This is a genomic window from Rhizobium sp. BR 315 (assembly GCF_050577975.1).
In the GTDB taxonomy this organism is placed as follows: domain Bacteria; phylum Pseudomonadota; class Alphaproteobacteria; order Rhizobiales; family Rhizobiaceae; genus Rhizobium; species Rhizobium miluonense.
The window spans coordinates 37,868-53,437 of sequence record NZ_JARWKZ010000030.1; the positions used below are offsets into that span (position 1 = coordinate 37,868).

21 protein-coding genes are annotated in these 15,570 nt (G+C 60.3%); 12 read left to right on the plus strand and 9 right to left on the minus strand.

The features are described 5' to 3' along the window. Positions 1–143 precede the first annotated feature (143 nt). Positions 144–1,037 carry a sugar phosphate isomerase/epimerase family protein gene (locus tag QD409_RS23660; protein ID WP_092853546.1) on the minus strand — a complete coding sequence of 298 codons (894 nt, stop codon included), beginning with the start codon at positions 1,035–1,037 and terminating at the stop codon, positions 144–146. 4 nt (positions 1,038–1,041) lie between these two features. Next, positions 1,042–2,085: a Gfo/Idh/MocA family protein gene (locus tag QD409_RS23665; RefSeq protein ID WP_430763814.1), complete on the minus strand. Its 1,044-nt coding sequence runs from the start codon at positions 2,083–2,085 to the stop codon at positions 1,042–1,044. Between the two features lie 135 nt (positions 2,086–2,220). Between QD409_RS23665 and QD409_RS23670 the strand changes: the two genes are divergently transcribed. From QD409_RS23670 to QD409_RS23680, 3 genes are all read left to right on the plus strand, one after another. Next, a complete protein-coding gene (locus QD409_RS23670; RefSeq protein WP_092853542.1) occupies positions 2,221–3,264 on the plus strand; it encodes a substrate-binding domain-containing protein in 1,044 nt (347 codons plus the stop codon). A 90-nt stretch (positions 3,265–3,354) separates the two neighbouring features. After that, a complete protein-coding gene (locus QD409_RS23675) occupies positions 3,355–3,744 on the plus strand; it encodes a group II truncated hemoglobin (RefSeq protein WP_092853540.1) in 390 nt (129 codons plus the stop codon). Between the two features lie 7 nt (positions 3,745–3,751). After that, positions 3,752–4,129, plus strand: coding sequence for a DUF423 domain-containing protein (locus QD409_RS23680; RefSeq protein ID WP_092853538.1), 378 nt, complete (start codon positions 3,752–3,754; stop codon positions 4,127–4,129). A gap of 36 nt (positions 4,130–4,165) precedes the next feature. On the opposite strand, the gene QD409_RS23685 is transcribed toward QD409_RS23680, so the two are convergent. The 5 genes from QD409_RS23685 to QD409_RS23705 form a co-directional block, all read right to left on the minus strand. Then, a complete protein-coding gene (locus QD409_RS23685) occupies positions 4,166–4,480 on the minus strand; it encodes an antibiotic biosynthesis monooxygenase family protein (RefSeq protein WP_092853536.1) in 315 nt (104 codons plus the stop codon). A gap of 18 nt (positions 4,481–4,498) precedes the next feature. Beyond that, on the minus strand, positions 4,499–4,777 hold the full coding sequence (locus QD409_RS23690) for a hypothetical protein (protein WP_092853534.1): 279 nt from the start codon (positions 4,775–4,777) through the stop codon (positions 4,499–4,501). After that, entirely contained in the window at positions 4,774–5,172 is a 399-nt protein-coding gene (locus QD409_RS23695) for a DUF2325 domain-containing protein (protein WP_092853532.1), read from the minus strand. Before QD409_RS23695 ends, QD409_RS23690 begins: the two co-directional genes overlap by 4 nt. 228 nt (positions 5,173–5,400) lie before the next feature. Beyond that, entirely contained in the window at positions 5,401–6,651 is a 1,251-nt protein-coding gene (locus QD409_RS23700) for an energy transducer TonB (protein ID WP_092853530.1), read from the minus strand. A gap of 5 nt (positions 6,652–6,656) precedes the next feature. Then, positions 6,657–7,106, minus strand: coding sequence for a hypothetical protein (locus QD409_RS23705; protein WP_092853528.1), 450 nt, complete (start codon positions 7,104–7,106; stop codon positions 6,657–6,659). Positions 7,107–7,298: 192 nt separating this feature from the next. Here QD409_RS23705 and hemP point away from each other — a divergent pair, with 192 nt between their 5' ends. The 7 genes from hemP to QD409_RS23740 all read left to right on the plus strand — a co-directional run bounded on the left by hemP (position 7,299) and on the right by QD409_RS23740 (position 12,325). Next, complete coding sequence (gene hemP, locus QD409_RS23710; protein ID WP_092853526.1) at positions 7,299–7,472, plus strand: hemin uptake protein HemP; 174 nt, start codon at positions 7,299–7,301, stop codon at positions 7,470–7,472. Between the two features lie 9 nt (positions 7,473–7,481). Then, positions 7,482–8,537 (plus strand): hemin-degrading factor, encoded by a 1,056-nt coding sequence (locus tag QD409_RS23715; protein ID WP_092853524.1) that lies wholly within the window; start codon positions 7,482–7,484, stop codon positions 8,535–8,537. Positions 8,538–8,547: 10 nt separating this feature from the next. Next, complete coding sequence (locus QD409_RS23720) at positions 8,548–9,483, plus strand: heme/hemin ABC transporter substrate-binding protein (RefSeq protein ID WP_430763815.1); 936 nt, start codon at positions 8,548–8,550, stop codon at positions 9,481–9,483. A 19-nt stretch (positions 9,484–9,502) separates the two neighbouring features. Further along, positions 9,503–10,594, plus strand: coding sequence for a FecCD family ABC transporter permease (locus QD409_RS23725; protein ID WP_425348560.1), 1,092 nt, complete (start codon positions 9,503–9,505; stop codon positions 10,592–10,594). A 7-nt stretch (positions 10,595–10,601) separates the two neighbouring features. Next, complete coding sequence (locus QD409_RS23730) at positions 10,602–11,393, plus strand: heme ABC transporter ATP-binding protein (RefSeq protein ID WP_092853518.1); 792 nt, start codon at positions 10,602–10,604, stop codon at positions 11,391–11,393. Between the two features lie 167 nt (positions 11,394–11,560). Next, entirely contained in the window at positions 11,561–11,911 is a 351-nt protein-coding gene (locus QD409_RS23735; RefSeq protein WP_092853516.1) for a glycine zipper domain-containing protein, read from the plus strand. Between the two features lie 9 nt (positions 11,912–11,920). Further along, positions 11,921–12,325 carry a hypothetical protein gene (locus tag QD409_RS23740; protein ID WP_092853514.1) on the plus strand — a complete coding sequence of 135 codons (405 nt, stop codon included), beginning with the start codon at positions 11,921–11,923 and terminating at the stop codon, positions 12,323–12,325. A gap of 100 nt (positions 12,326–12,425) precedes the next feature. On the opposite strand, the gene QD409_RS23745 is transcribed toward QD409_RS23740, so the two are convergent. Beyond that, positions 12,426–12,977: an RNA polymerase sigma factor gene (locus tag QD409_RS23745; protein ID WP_430763816.1), complete on the minus strand. Its 552-nt coding sequence runs from the start codon at positions 12,975–12,977 to the stop codon at positions 12,426–12,428. A 12-nt stretch (positions 12,978–12,989) separates the two neighbouring features. Beyond that, positions 12,990–13,196 carry a NepR family anti-sigma factor gene (locus tag QD409_RS23750; protein WP_092853513.1) on the minus strand — a complete coding sequence of 69 codons (207 nt, stop codon included), beginning with the start codon at positions 13,194–13,196 and terminating at the stop codon, positions 12,990–12,992. A 265-nt stretch (positions 13,197–13,461) separates the two neighbouring features. Here QD409_RS23750 and QD409_RS23755 point away from each other — a divergent pair, with 265 nt between their 5' ends. After that, complete coding sequence (locus tag QD409_RS23755; RefSeq protein WP_092853511.1) at positions 13,462–14,256, plus strand: response regulator; 795 nt, start codon at positions 13,462–13,464, stop codon at positions 14,254–14,256. Positions 14,257–14,484: 228 nt separating this feature from the next. Next, positions 14,485–15,435 carry a sensor histidine kinase gene (locus QD409_RS23760; RefSeq protein WP_208858694.1) on the plus strand — a complete coding sequence of 317 codons (951 nt, stop codon included), beginning with the start codon at positions 14,485–14,487 and terminating at the stop codon, positions 15,433–15,435. Positions 15,436–15,570: the final 135 nt, after the last annotated feature.

The following is a 15,570-nucleotide window of genomic DNA, read 5'->3' on the forward strand; positions in this document are numbered from 1 at the left end:
CTCGCCTGTCCCATGAGGCGATCAGCGGATGCTCGGCAGTTCCTCCGTTTGGATACCGTCTCGCGTGGAGCAGCTGCCGCTCCACACCTTTGATTAACGCACAACTTGCCTCCTGAATCGATGCAGATTCGCAAATACGCGCGTTACTCGACGAATTCACCGCCCCGGCTTCTCTTGAGATAGTTCAGGCCGTGAACCTGACCAGTCATCTCAAGCGCATCGCGATAGACCGGGTCATGCCAGCCTTCGATGTCGATGGAACCGGACCAGCCGGCAAGCCGCAGCTCGGAGATAATGTCGGTCCAGCTGCTGTCGCCGAAGCCCGGCGTGCGCATGAAGACGAACTTCTCCTTGCCGAAGATGCCATGTTCCTTGATGACGTCCCAACGGATCGTCGCGTCCTTGCCGTGAACGTGGAAAATCTTGCTTGCCCATTTGCGGATCTGAGGCAGCGGCTCGATCAGATAGACCATCTGATGGCATGGCTCCCATTCCAGGCCGAGATTGTCGTCCGGGGTCTCGTTGAACATCAGCTCCCAGGCGTCGGGATTGTGCGCGATGTTCCAGTCGCCGGTCGCCCAGTTGCCGTCCATGGCGCAATTTTCAAAAGCGATCTTGATGCCCCTGTCGGCAGCCCGCTTGGCGAGCTCGCTCCAGACCTGCTTGTAGCGCGGCAGGCTGTCGGTGAGCGGCTTGTCACGGATGCGACCGGTAAAGCCGGCAACGCAGGTCGCGCCGAAATGATGGGCATTGTCGATGCAGTCCTTCCAGCCCTGCAGCGTCTGCAGGTCCATCTCGCGCTCTTCGAGCGGATTGCCGAACATGCCGAGGGTCGAGATGGTGATGTCGCGATCGCCGATGGCGTCGCGGCAGCGCTTGCCAAGTTCCGCGAGGTTCTGGCCGTTGGTGGTCTGCCAGAAGAAGGGCTCGAAGCTTTCGAAACCGAGGTCGGCGATCTTGGCGATGTTCTTGGCGGCATCCTCGTTCGTCGCCCTGATCATCGTGCCGATGCGGATAGCCTTTGCCGGATTAGTCATGATCTCACTGTCCTTGTGCTGAAATGTCGACGCGCCGGCCGGTCTGGGCGCTCTCGATCGCGCCGAGAACCATGGCCAGGCTGCGGATATTGTCGCGGCTTGCCGTTTCGGGCGGCCTGCCGGTCCTGATCGCTTCGATGAAGGAGGCGATGACGCTGGCATGGCCGTGCGCCTCTTCTTCGTGTTTCGGTCCGGGAACTTCGATCGGCGTGAAGCCATGCAGCAGGCCGGGCTCATTGCCGGCGACACTGGCTTCGAAACTCTCTTCGCCGTCCCAGGTCAGCATGCCCTTGCTGCCGGTCAGCCGCCACTGGCTCTCCCAGCTCGTGCGCCGTCCCTCGGCGCACCAGGAGCCGCGATAGCTGAAGACGACATCGTCGGAAAAGTCGAAGAGCGCGTGGGCAGAAGCGCCGTGCTTATACCAGGAGCCCACGGGGTTCTTCTCGACGCAATAGACCGAGACCGGCACCTTGCCGGACACGAAGCGGGCGGCATCGAACGTATGGATCGCCATGTCGAGCAGCAGGACATTATCCATTTCCTCGCGGAAGCCGCCGAAATGCGGACCAAGGAAGAAGTCGCAATGAACACCCGTGAGTTCACCGATCGCTCCCTCCTCCACGAGCCGGCGCAGGCGCCGGATGCCGGAGATGTAGCGGCGGTTTTGGATAATGGCGTGGACCTTGCCGGCTTGAGCGGCGAGATCGATCAGCGCAGCACCCTCGGAAAGCGAAGTCGCCATCGGCTTTTCGCTGAGCACATGGCAACCAGCCTTAAGTGCCGTCGAAACCACGCCGAAGCGCGCGGCCGGAATGACGACGTCAAAAACGAGATCGGCCTTGGTCGCGACAATGACCTCCGCGAGATCGGAGCCGATGACGGCATTTTCGAGAGAGAACTCTTTCGCAAGGTTTTCAGCGGTCGCTCGATTGAGATCGACCAGGCCGACAACCTGAATGGATTCGGCAAGCGATGGCGTCGAGGCAATGGCCCTGAGCCAGCCTTTAGACATAGCTCCGCACCCGCACAAAATGGCATTGAATTTCACGATGTCCTCCAGCGGGCGGTGATCAACCCCTCATGACACGCGCTCCGTAAACGTTTACGATACTATGCGAAAAGACTTTCCTGTGTCAATAGAGGAGGACAGCGGAAAATGGCGCATGGAGGAAAACCGCGGCCAATGAAGGGAATTCGCCAGCTTGCCGAGCATCTCGATATCTCGATCGGCACAGTATCACGCGCATTGAACGGCAAGCCGGATGTGAACGAAGAGACCCGCAAGCGCGTGCTCGCCGCCGCCGAACAACTCGGCTATGTGGCCAACCAATCCGGGCGCAGCCTGCGGCAAGGCACCACCAACGTTATCGGGCTGATGATCCAATCCAGCCGGGAAACGGTTGAAAACAGCGACAACTTCTTTCTGACTGTGACGGGCGGGCTGCAGAGCGTGTTCTCGCGACACAATCTCGATCTGATCATGCTCCCTTGCCCGCATGACGAAGACCCCTACGAATATCTGAAGCGCATGGTCGCGAGGCGCATCGTCGATGCGCTGATCCTTTCCGAGACGCAGCGTGTCGACAAGCGCTTCGATATGCTCGCCAAGGCGAAAATTCCATTCGCGGCGCTTGGCCGCAGCCTCTCGGGCGTGCAGCATCCCTGGGCCGACCTGGATTTCGACGGCGTCGCCAATTGCGCCGTCGACCGGCTTGTGGCGCATGGGCACCGGCGCATTGCCATCAGCACGCCCGCCAGCGACATCAATCTCGGCTTCGTCTTCGTAGAAGGCTATCGCCGCGCACTGGAGCGGCATGGTATCCCCTATGATCCCGCGCTGGTCATCCGCGCCAAATCGAGCGAACAGGGTGGCTATCAGGTCGCCGATGAGCTGCTTGGCCTGAAAGACAGGCCGACGGCTGTGATCCTGATCTATGAGCTGATGGCCATCGGCTTCTATCGGCGTGTCATGGAGGCTGGCATCATTCCCGGTCGCGATGTTGCTGTCGTTGGCTTTCGCGAGGCGCCGCGCGCCAAATTCCTGCAGCCGACGCTGACCTGCTTTCGTACCTCGCTGCACGATCTCGGGGTCGAACTCGCGGAAATCCTGCTTTCCAGCATGCCCGCCTACAACCATATCTACCCCAACACGAAGCGCCAGAGGACCTGGCCGCTCGAACTCGTTCCCGGCGAAAGCGACGCCTTTCACCTGACGACCGGCAAATAAGGCAGCGCCGAAACGCCGCACCGGCCATATCGACGGTTGCGGCAGCGCCCGTCAGTTGCCATGTAGAACATCGCAAACAGGGGCCGAGGCTTGAGCGAAGAAACCATCACACTTTACGAAGCGATCGGCGGCGACCGCACGGTGCGGGCGTTGACCTCGCGTTTTTACGAATTGATGGATACGCTGCCGGAAGCAGCCAATTGCCGCGCCGTACACCCGCCGAGCCTCGAAGGCTCGCAAGAGAAATTCTACGAATATCTGACCGGCTATCTCGGCGGACCGCAGCTCTATATCGAAAAGCGCGGCCATCCCCGCCTGCGCAGCCGGCATTTCGTCGCTGCCATCGGCCCGAGAGAACGCGATGAGTGGCTACTTTGTTTCCGCCGAGCCATGGACGAAACCATCGAGAACGAAAAACTGCGTGCAATCATCTGGGAGCCCGTCGAGCGTCTGGCGTTCCACATGCAGAACCGAGAATGAGGAAGATATGAGCATTGGCGCCGTAATCCGTCCGGCCACCCTGTTTATCGCCGGCATTCTCGGCGGCGGCGGCGTCGCGCTTGCTGCAGCTGCCACCCATGGCGGCGATACGCATTTCCTTGGTGCAGCCTCCACCATGAGCCTCGCGCACGCCCCTGCCCTCTTGGCGCTCTATGCCAGCTATGACCGCATTCGCACCGCGCCGGTTGCCGCTGTTCTGCTGGGATTGGGAACGCTGATCTTCGCAGGCGACCTGATCAGCCGTCACTTCGGCGGCAGCTCGCTATTTCCGATGGCCGCCCCGACGGGCGGAATGGGCATGATTGCCGGCTGGGCCGTGATAGCGCTCGGCGCCTTCTTCAGGACGAATACCGCGAAGGCATAAAGCCGGCATCGTCACCGGCGAGCTGGCAATACCGGCTTAAACGCCAGGAACCACGCTGAAGCCTTCGAATTGCGGCGGCCCCCAATGGAGCCGCTTGTTGTCGCTTGCGTTGCGATGTGCCACGCGAAAATGCTCGGATTTCGTCCAGTTGATGAAATCCTCTTCGCTGTGCCAGGCGGTGTGCGAGGAAAACAGCGTATAGCCTCCATCGACATCCGCCTTACCGCGCAACAGGCGAAACTCCAGGAAGCCGGGCACGTCGGAGAGGCGGGAATCGCGCCCTCTCCAAACCTCTTCGAATTCGCCCTCCAAACCGATGACGACCTTGAAGCGGTTCATGGCGATGTACATGGCAACCTCGTTCGACGATCAGACCTTCTTGCGGCGTGCGACACTCTTATCCACCCTCGGCGCAAAGGCAACGACATTTGCGCCGTCACGGCTGGCCTCGTCCAGCGGCTGATCCGGCGCTTCTCCGGGCATGCGCGCCTTCCACGCCGGAAAAGTCGCAACATTCGCAGCACGCTGCCGTTCCTCGGCGCGGCGCATCAGCAATTCATAGAGTTCGGGCACAAGCCCATCACCATTCTGCGCGGCCAGCTTGTGCAGGCCGATCAGCATAAACCCGTCAGGGCCATTGTCGATCATTGGGAAACGTCTCGTTCTTTCATGGTCTGCAGCGCCCGCTCGAGGCTGGACTTGCTGCCGTTGCGCAACGGAATGAAGGCCTTGCCGAACTTCTTGCAGCCGGTCTTCACCCGCAGGCACGCATCGTGGCTGATACAGTCGATAGGGCAGAAGACGCAGTCGACCGAAGGCAGCACCGTATCGATGCGCGACACTGCTTCGCGCAGCCCGCCGTCGTGATGGATCAGTTCAGCCCCGAAGTTGCTGGCGATCTGGCGCAGATGCGCCACCTGGCAATCGCGACCGCCGACATAGAGAAAGCTGCGCACATCGAGATTGGACTTGCCGGAGGTCTGCGCCGTAGCCTGCACCTCACGGCTCCCGCGGCCAGAATCCTTCTTCCCCTTACGCGCCATGCATCACCCGCTTGCTGGTTGCTCTTGCACGCTCGATTCCGCCGAGCGCGAGGCGACCTTAGTAAACATGAGTTTTATAGTAAAGTATAAAGTTGAGGATTTACATCATATTTTAGAGCGAAACTCGGTTAGCCAACTTGCAGAGCCTTCTCGGTGTGCACCGATGCAATTCATTCGCAGCGATTGGGTCCTGAAACAGATGCACGGACTGGGCATTCCCGCGCCGACTTAGCGCCGCGTCACCTGGACTTCCTGAGTGAACGACCAGCTTGGCTTACCCCACTCCGGCGGCAATGGCGGGAAAGGCGCTGCCCTGCGGATACCGTCGGCAACTGCTTCGTCAAGTTCAGGAATACCCGAGCTTCGGGCGATCGACATTGAACTCAAACCGCCGTTGGCACCAATCGTAAGGCGGACACGCACCGTGATGCCGCCTTCATATTTCGACGAGACACGGACCGCTCTCCGAATACGAGCCTGAACCTTGCCTGGATAGTTGGCAACAGCGGCGCTTCCCGCTCCCATGCGCTGAGCATTCGCCATTGAATTGGTGTCGGATTGAGCCGTCTCAGTCCCCTCGGAAGAACCTCTCTTGCTGTCCTCCCTGCTCTCGCCCTTCGACCCCGACTTCGCCTTTACGATCTTTGCGATCGGCTTCTTGACTTCCTTCGGCTTCTCGACGGGTTTCGGCTTTGCAACGGGAGTAACCGCTTCGGGCATGGGTTGGATTGGCTGGGCCTCGGCAACCTGGGTGTTGACGGGCTGGATCGGCTCGGCGGGCTGCATCACCGTCGTCTCGGCCGGCGCCTGGGTTGCCAGGATCTGGGGTTGCTCCGAAACAACGGTTTCGGGCGGAACCTGATCAACCGGCTGTACGGCTTCAATCGTCTGGACGGGCTGAGCTTCAACTACCTGAGGCTGCACAACGTCGGGCTGCGGCTGCTGGGTCTCTTCCGGCGTGACTTCGGTCGGTTGGACCGTCTGCGGCTGTACCGCCTCTGCCGTCACCTGTTCCGGTTCCGTCTGCGGATTATTCTCGCCTGCCGCCATCTGATCCGCATCGGCATTACCGATCATAATGACGCTGACTGTATCGCCCGCCTCCTCCTGCGCCTCTTCCGGCGTCGCCACGAAGGTTAGCAGCAATAGTGTGACGACAAGCGCGTGGAACAGGCAGGATCCCAGGCCGGAAAAAAGAAGCGGCGTTTTGCGGCCCGAAGCCGCCACCTCAAGCTTTTCAGGCAGCGCATCCATCGGCAGTTGCTCCGCCGCCGCGACCGTCACCGGCTCTGCTGGGTTGTCCGGAAAGGGGCTGATCTGCGTAAGGCGGCTATAGTGTATCACCGTCTCACCAGCCGGCGGACGTGGCACGCCTTCGAGGCCGGTCAATTCATGGCCCGGCAGCGCGCTCGGATAGTTGTCATTCAAGCCGCCGTTGGCACGGCGCTCCATAGAAACCTTGACCGAGCGCATCGCCATGGCCGTCAGCCTTCAAAAGGAACTGATGTTTGCGAGCGGGTCGCCAGTGCGGCCTTGCACTCGCCCGCCGCCGGACCATCGCATACGGGCGTATCGTTGATGATGATGCGGGAGACGGCCTCGCATTTCACGCCGGGCATATCGAATTGCCGCACGCGCTTCTTGCCGAGCGGCAGATCGCGGAAATCGAGGACGGTGACACGGTCGACGGCATTCTTGTCGTTGAAGAAGGCGAGCTCGAAAGAGATCTTGTTGATCGGCGTCGCCATCTCGTTCTCGGCGACGAAGGTCATCATGCAACCCTTCTGCGACGGCGCCAGCGCATTGAGCTCGACATTGAGCTTGTGCGCGGCGGTTGTCGGGACCGCGCTCGCATCCTCGGCGAAGGCGGGAACGCAGTATGCCGAGACGAACATTCCCGAGATAGCGAGCGTCAAGATCGTTTTCGTCAGCATCGGCATGTCTCCTGAATATGCTTTGACGCGCGCCAGCCGGCCAACTGCCCTAGCGTGTACCGTCGCAATTTTTAAACTTGACTTTCTTTGTATCCTATTGCGTTTTTATGAAACCATGAGTATGAGAGTCAAGATAAATTTGACCGGGCAGCAGTTCGGCCACCGATGAATTTTCAGGCAAAACCAAACAGGATGATTGCTGACAAGACCCCAACGCCGCCGGCGCGAAGCGCGGCGGCACCGCAGTTAAGAATTGTCGAGAGCACGGATATTTTCCGGGGCCAGACCGAAATCATGATCAAGCACGAAGGCGTCATCTACCGCATGAAGATTACGCGCCAAGGCAAGCTCATACTCAACAAATAGGCATGAAAAATGACTGAGACGACCCGACCGACACCCGCCGAAATCCGCGCCTTCCGCGCCGAGAATCCGAAGATGCGCGAGCGCGATATCGCAGCCCGCCTCAATATTTCCGAGGCAGCCCTGGTGGCTGCCGAAGTCGGCATCTCAGCTACCCGCATCGACGCAAGCGTCGATCGCTTCCTGGCGCGGATCGCCTCGCTCGGCGAGATCATGGCCCTCTCGCGCAACGAAAGTGCCGTGCACGAGAAGATCGGCGTCTATGAAAACATGAAGTTCGGCGTCCAGGCGGCCATCGTGCTTGGCGAGAATATCGACCTGCGCATCTTCCCGAAGCGCTGGGTGCATGGCTTTGCCGTCACCAAGCTCGATGGCGATCAGAAGAAGCTGAGCCTGCAGTTCTTCGACAAGGCCGGCGATGCCGTCCATAAGGTGCATCTACGTCCCGCCTCGAATGTCGAAGCCTATCACGCCATGGTCGCAGAGCTGCGCATCGAAGACCAGTCGCAGGAATTCGTCGAGGACCGCTCCGGTTATGATAACGGCCCAACGGAGGGCGATATCAGCCGCGACGAGCTGCGCGACCACTGGAGCCGCATGACCGACACGCACGAATTCTTCAGCATGCTGAAGAAACTGAAAATCGGCCGTCAGGATGCCATCCGCACCGTCGGCGACGACTATGCATGGAAGCTGGATGCCGGTGCCGTCGCCGAGATGATGCACGCCTCCGTGCGCGAGGGCTTGCCGATCATGTGCTTCGTCGCCAATGAAGGCACCGTGCAGATCCATTCCGGCCCGATCTTCAACGTGCAGACCGTGGGTCCCTGGATCAATGTCATGGATCCGACCTTCCACCTGCATCTGCGCCAGGACCAGATCGCCGAAGCCTGGGCCGTGCGCAAGCCGACCAAGGACGGCCATGTCACTTCGCTCGAAGCCTACAACGCCAAGGGCGAGATGATCATCCAGTTCTTCGGCAAGCGGAAGGAAGGCTTCGACGAGCGTCCCGATTGGCGTGCCATCATCGAAAACCTGACGAAAGACGGCGCCAGCGTCGCTGCGTGAGAGACGGCAAATGACGATGTTTAAGAACTTCAAGCGCATCAGGCCTTGGGAAGTCGCCCTGACCATGCTTGTGATGGCTCTACCACTCGTGCCGGCAAGCCCCATCGCAGGCTATGGCGGCTTCGTCCGACATGCCCATGCCGCGGAAACGCTAAAGAAGCTGGACACCACGCGCCTCGTCTCCATCGGCGGCGATGTGACCGAGATCGTCTATGCGCTCGGCGAGGAGAAGCGGTTGATCGCCCGCGACTCCACCAGTCTCTATCCGAAGGAAGCGACCAAGCTTCCCGATGTCGGCTACATGCGCGCGCTCTCGCCGGAAGGCATCCTGGCTGTCAACCCGACGGCCATCATCGCGGTCGAGGGCTCCGGCCCGCCAGAGGCGCTGGCCGTATTGCGCAATGCCAGCCTGCCGTTCGAAACCGTACCGCAAACCTATGATCGCGACGGCATTCTGAAGAAGATTGACGTCGTCGGCTCGCTGCTCGGCGTGCCGGAAAAGACGAAGGCACTGGAAGACAAGGTCGCCGCCGATCTGGACGCCGCCATCGGCGATTCCGCCAAGCGCCCGGAAGCTGAGCGCAAGCGCGTGCTCTTCGTGCTCAGCAACCAGAACGGCAAGATATTAGCGTCGGGCAGCAACACGGCTGCCGACGGCATCATCAAGCTCACCGGCGCCATCAATGCGATTAGCGGCTTCTCCGGCTACAAGTCGGTGACCGACGAAGCGATCATCGAAGCCAAGCCCGACGTCATCCTGATCATGGATCACGAAGGCCCGATGTCTATGTCGAACGAGGACCTGCTCAAGCAGCCGGCGATTTCGCTGACGCCCGCCGCCAGCAGCAAGGCGATCATACGCATGGATGGCCTGCATCTGCTCGGCTTCGGACCGCGCACCGCCAGTGCGATCCGCGAGCTGAACGCAGCCATCTACGGAGGCTGACGTGGCATTCAACGATGCCATGGCAGGGCTGAAGCAAATGTCGCAAACCACGGCGCGCCGTCGCGAAGGGGATCGCACCGCACTTGCGATCCTCGTCATCGCCGGCCTCGTTCTGGTTTCGGCGGCAGCCATCGCCTTCTCGATCACGACTGGCGCCTCGAACGCTTCGATCGTCGACGTGATCGCCAGCATGCTGAGCGGCCGGGCGGAAAACGCGCTCAGCATTCGCGACCGCATCGTCATTTTCGACATCCGCCTGCCCCGCGCCATACTCGGCTTCCTGATCGGCGGCGGGCTGGCGGTTTCGGGCGCCGTCATGCAGGGTCTGTTTCGCAATCCGCTGGCCGACCCCGGCCTGATCGGCGTCTCTGCAGGCTCCAGCCTCGGCGCGGTTGCGATGATCGTTCTCGGCGGCAGCGTTCTTGCGCCAGTCGCGCACATCTTCGGCATCTTTTCGCTGCCCATCGCCGCTTTCGTCGGCGGCCTGATAACAACGATTTTGCTCTATCGGATTGCGACGCGACACGGGCAGACATCGATCGCAACGATGCTGCTTGCTGGCATCGCGCTCGGCTCCCTCGCCCTGGCGGCGACAGGGATCCTTATCTACATGGCCGACGATCGGCAATTGCGCGACCTCACCTTCTGGAGCATGGGATCACTGGCCGGCTCGACCTGGAACAAGGTCACGGGCGCCGGTCCGATCATCATCCTTTCGCTGCTGCCCCTTCCCTTCATGGCGCGCGGCCTGAATGCGCTGACACTCGGCGAAGCGGCAGCCTTTCACATGGGCGTCGCCGTGCAGCGGCTTAAGAATGTCGCTATTGTCAGCGTCGCGGCGGCCGTCGGCGCCTCCGTCGCCGTCAGCGGTGGCATCGGCTTCGTTGGCATCGTCGTGCCACATATCCTGCGCATGGTGATCGGGCCAGATCACCGCTTCCTGCTTCCCGCCTCGGCCCTGCTCGGCGGCTCGCTGCTGGTCATTGCCGATGTCGTCGCCCGCACCATCGTTTCCCCGGCCGAACTGCCGATCGGCATTCTGACGGCCGGTGTCGGCGGTCCCTTCTTCCTGTGGATGCTGCTCAGGCAGCGCTCGCGCCTCAGCCTGTGAGCCTGCGATGATCGATGTCTTCAATCTCGTCGTCCGGCTCGCCGGCAAGACCATCGTGCAAGACGTGTCCTTTGCGGCCGAGCCTGGAACGCTGACAGCAATTTGCGGCCCGAACGGCTCCGGCAAGACAACGACGATGAAAGCCATTTCGGGCGAACTGGCCTACAAAGGCTCGGTGCACATCAACGGCGCCGAGGTCGGCGCTCTGGAACCGTGGCAGCTCGCGGAAATGCGGGGCGTCCTGCCACAGGCAAGCTCGATCTCCTTCCCCTTCACCGTGCGCGAAATCGTTCGCATGGGTCTCACCAGCGGTCGCAACCGACATCCCGAACATACCGATCGCATTGCCGCCGAGGCGCTCGCGTCCGTCGACCTCGTCGGCTTCGAAGGGCGGCTCTACCAAGAGCTCTCCGGCGGCGAGCAGCAGCGCGTGCAGCTCGCCCGCGTGGTTTGCCAGATATCCGAGCCCGTCATCGACGGCAGGCCCTGCTGGCTGCTTCTCGATGAGCCGGTCTCCAGCCTCGACATCAGCCACCAGCTCACCATCATGTCGCTCGCCCGGCAATTCTGCCGACGCGGTGGCGGGGTTATCGCAGTCATGCACGATCTCAACCTGACCGCGCTTTTTGCCGACCGAATGGTCTTGCTAAAGGGTGGCCGCCTGCAGGCAGCTGGTCCAGTGAAAGAGGTCTTGACCGATAGGCACCTTCAGGATGTGTTCGGCTGCAGTCTGCGGGTCAATTGCGTTCCTGCCAACGATGCGCCCTTCGTTCTTGCCCACAGCGCACTCGCCGACTGATGCGCCTTCAGGCACCTGACCCGGAACCTTTTGCAACACCCGCGCGTTGAGGTTCGATGATCTGAATCAATGTTCCGTGTGCTACATGGTCTAGCGTGCCGGATATTGCCCGATCATCGCAAACAACAGGCGCCTCGGGCGCCCGCTTAAAGCAAAGGGAGCTAGATATGGCGACATCCTTTCTTCATTCGGCGCGAAGCAAGCGCAATGGCAGCAACCTGCAAGACGTTGAGGCCAGCATCGAAGAACAGATCGAATCGCTGCGCGAAGAAGTTGCAGCCTTTGCCAAGCTCATCAGCGACAGCAGCGCAAAGCAGAGCAAGAGATTGCGCGCAGGCGCTGAAACGAGATTAGACGATCTGACGGTCCGCGGAGAGGAATTGCTGCACGATCTGCAGCGCGGCTATGCTAGAGGCTCCCGCGAAGTCCGCAGGACCGTGCGCCAGCATCCGGTTGCCACCATCGGTGCGGCGGCTGCATTCGGCCTCGCCGTTGCCCTGCTTCTGTCTCGCCGCTAGGGTTGCGGCATGCTCGCTCCGATCCTAGGTCTGCTTCTGTCAGGCACATTCAACCGCACCGTTGCGCGAACCAAGCGCAACGGTATTTTCATTGCCATCGCCGTCCTTCTTCTGCTCACCGCCTATGCATTCGCGCTCGTGGCGGCAACTATCTGGCTTGCGGCCATTTATGGCGCAGTGGTCTCGGCACTGTTGATAGCAGCAGGAGCTTTGCTGCTCGGGTTGATCGTCCTCGTCATCATGGCAATCGTCAACCAGCGGGAGCAGCGACGGGCTCGCGAACGTCGGCTGGCGATGGAATCGGTGGCGGCGGCGGTTCTCGGCCTCGCGCGCAAGCAGCCGTTGATGACGGCTGCCATTGCGGCCGCCCTGGTATTCGGCAACCTGTTCGGAACGAGCGACAAGGACGACTGATCCGGCTGCTCTCGAAGCCTGGGCTCCGGCGCGAAAGCGCGAGGCCTGTCTGATTTGGTGCAGATAAGAACAAGCCCGGTCTTTCGACCGGGCTTGTTTGTCAGAAGGCGAATGCCTTTGAGGTCAGTGGCGCCGACGTGGCATCGGGGCCGAAATCCGCTTCGCCGGAGATATCGAGTATCTCCTGCAGCCGCTGGCGCGCGCGGTTGACGCGGCTCTTGATGGTGCCGACCGCACAGCCGCAAATCTCCGCCGCTTCCTCATAGGAAAATCCGGAAGCACCGACCAGGATGATGGCTTCACGCTGATCCTGCGGCAGCTGATCCAGCGCCTTGCGGAAATCTTGCAGATCGACGGCGCCGTATTGCGAGGGATGCGTCGCCATCGACTCCGTGAAGACGCCATCGCTGTCCTGCACCTCGCGGCCGCTCTTGCGCATCTGGCTGTAAAGCTCGTTGCGCAGAATGGTGAAGAGCCAGGCTTTCATATTGGTGCCCATCTCGAAATGGTCCTGCTTCGCCCAGGCCTTCATGATCGTGTCCTGCACAAGATCATCAGCCCGATCGTGACGGCCGGTCAGTGAAATGGCGAAGGCACGGAGGCTCGGAAGGGCTGCGAGAAGCTCGCGCTTGAAGCTCGTTTGGGTTTCCATCGCGCCCACCTCCTATTCGGAGACCTTTGCGGAAGCCAGGCTCTCAGCATGATCCAGCTTCTCGAGAAGATCAAGAAAGCGATCCGGAATAGCTTCATCCTGCACGGCGGAATAGAAGGAACGCAGTCTGTTGCCGATCTGATTGTTGGGATCGAGGATATCCATTGCGCTCAGGTCCGATACCTTCTTATCTGCGTCCTCGGAATTTTGGATGGTCATTTACCCTGCTCGCTCTTCAATTGTCTCGCATTCATGGGTGGGTTTTATATCACTGCTTTCCCGCCCGGGAGACCAGTCAACTTCGCCCAAAGCTGTTTCCTTACGAATCGTAAAGGATGAAGCCAACTGACTGTAAGCATTGTAATGCGACTGCATAAAAAAAGTTCCGGCAAAGAGGAACTTTTTTACTGAACTGACGTTTGTTAGTCACTGCAGCTCTCACGCTGTATTTTATTTAGAATTTTATAAAGGGCGGGAGCCATTGATGACACTTTCCACACGCATCGCGCCGCATCTTCCGTATTTGCGGCGCTACTCTCGTGCTTTGACCGGAACGCAGACGTCAGGAGACGCCTATGTTGCTGCGGTTTTGGAAGCCATCATCGCCGACGTTTCGATCTTCCCCGACACGGACAGCGACCGAGTCGCGCTCTATAAACTGTTCACCAAGCTGTTCGGTTCCGTAACACTTCAGATTCCCGAGCCGGCCTCACCCTTTGCCTGGGAACAGCGCGCCTCGGTCAACCTGTCCAAGGTTTCTCCGCGTGCTCGTCAGGCGTTTCTGCTCGCCTCCGTGGAAAGTTTCCGCCTCGCCGAGATTGCGGACATTCTCGACATCTCCGAAAGCGACGCCATGCACCTGCTAGACACCGCGTCGCAGGAAATTTCGCGGCAGGTGGCAACCGAAATCATGATCATCGAGGATGAACCGCTGATTGCGATGGATATCGAGCAGATGGTGGAAAGCCTCGGACATCGCGTCACCGGGATTGCCCGCACGCATGCGGAAGCGGTTGCGCTGTTCAACGCCACGAAGCCGAAAATGGTGCTTGCCGACATCCAGCTTGCCGACGGCAGCTCGGGCATCGACGCCGTCAACGATATCCTGAAGACAGCCAGCATTCCGGTCATCTTCATCACCGCCTTCCCGGAGCGGCTGTTGACGGGCGAGCGGCCTGAACCAACCTTCCTCGTGACCAAACCGTTCAATCCGGACATGGTGAAGGCCCTGATCAGTCAGGCCCTCTTCTTTAATGAAACCACAAGAGTAGCTGCCTGATTGAAGTGAAAACCCTGCAACGGAACAAAGATTGCAGCCGGACGTTGCTGTTGAAGACGACCGGTTTACCGCCCGTTATGCCGGGTGATTTTATAGGTCGGTTCAAGTTCTTACGAGTGGAGATGCCCTGTCGGCGGGGCTCTCGAAGTTTGAGTGAAAGGCAAGCCGGTGAATACGTCTGAACCATTACCCGGCGCGCCTTTGAGTTTGGAAGGCAAAGCCGCTCTGATGGAGCGCGCGCTTGCGAGTGCCAGCGTGTCTATCCTGTTTCAGGATCAGACGCTTGCGATTCGTCATGCCGACAATCTGCCGGATCATCTGCGGCCATCCCTCGTGGTTGGCGGCAACGATCTGCATCTGTTCGGCGAGAAGGATGGCGAGCACCTCCTGCGCCTGAAGCGGGGTGTGCTCGAAAGCGGCAAGCCGGCGACCGCCGAAGTCGAAATTCCAAGCGGCGATGGCATACGCGTCTACGAGCTGAAAATGGAGCGTATTGGCGGCCGCAAGCCGCAAGGCGTATTGTCCGTCATCTCCGAAATCACCGAAAGCCGCCATCGCGAAAAGGTTCTGAAGTCGCTGCTGCGCGAGCTGTCGCATCGCTCCAAGAATCTGCTGGCGATCATTCAAGGCATCGCGACACAAACGGCGCGCCATACGCTTTCGGTCGACAATTTCCTGATCAAGTTCCGCGGCCGGCTGCAATCCCTGTCGAATTCGCAGGATCTCATCACCGACTCCAGCTGGCGCGGCGCCTATCTGTTCGAACTCGCGGAGAAGCAGTTCGCCCCCTATTGGCCCGATGCCGGCGTGCCTATGCCGATCTATGGCATCAATGCCCATCTGACGCCCAATGCCGCGGTGCATTTGGGGCTTGCGCTGCACGAGCTGATCGTCAACTCCGCCTCGCACGGCGCCATCTCGGTGGGAGCGACCAGCATCACGCTGAATTGCAAGGAAGCCGAGCTCGACGGCAGGAAGGCGATCGAGGTGGCGTGGTCCGAGCGCTTCTATACGCCCGGCAACCATGAGTTCGAGGACAACAGCTTCAGCCGCACCGTGCTCGAGCGCGTCGTGCCGACCTCGATGAACGGCCGTGCTGACTTCGCCATGGGCGATGGCAGCATCGGCTATCGCCTCACCATTCCCGAGACCGAATACGAGATTCTCAGACGTCGTTGACGGGGAATAGAAGGCAGCCAGTGCGAGGGCGGCGCACTGGCTGCTTTACACTCATCGGGAGGGGACCGTGAGTAGATGTCGGATGACGCTATTGGGCATGCATCAGGGGGATGCATCATCATCGCGACAGCTGGT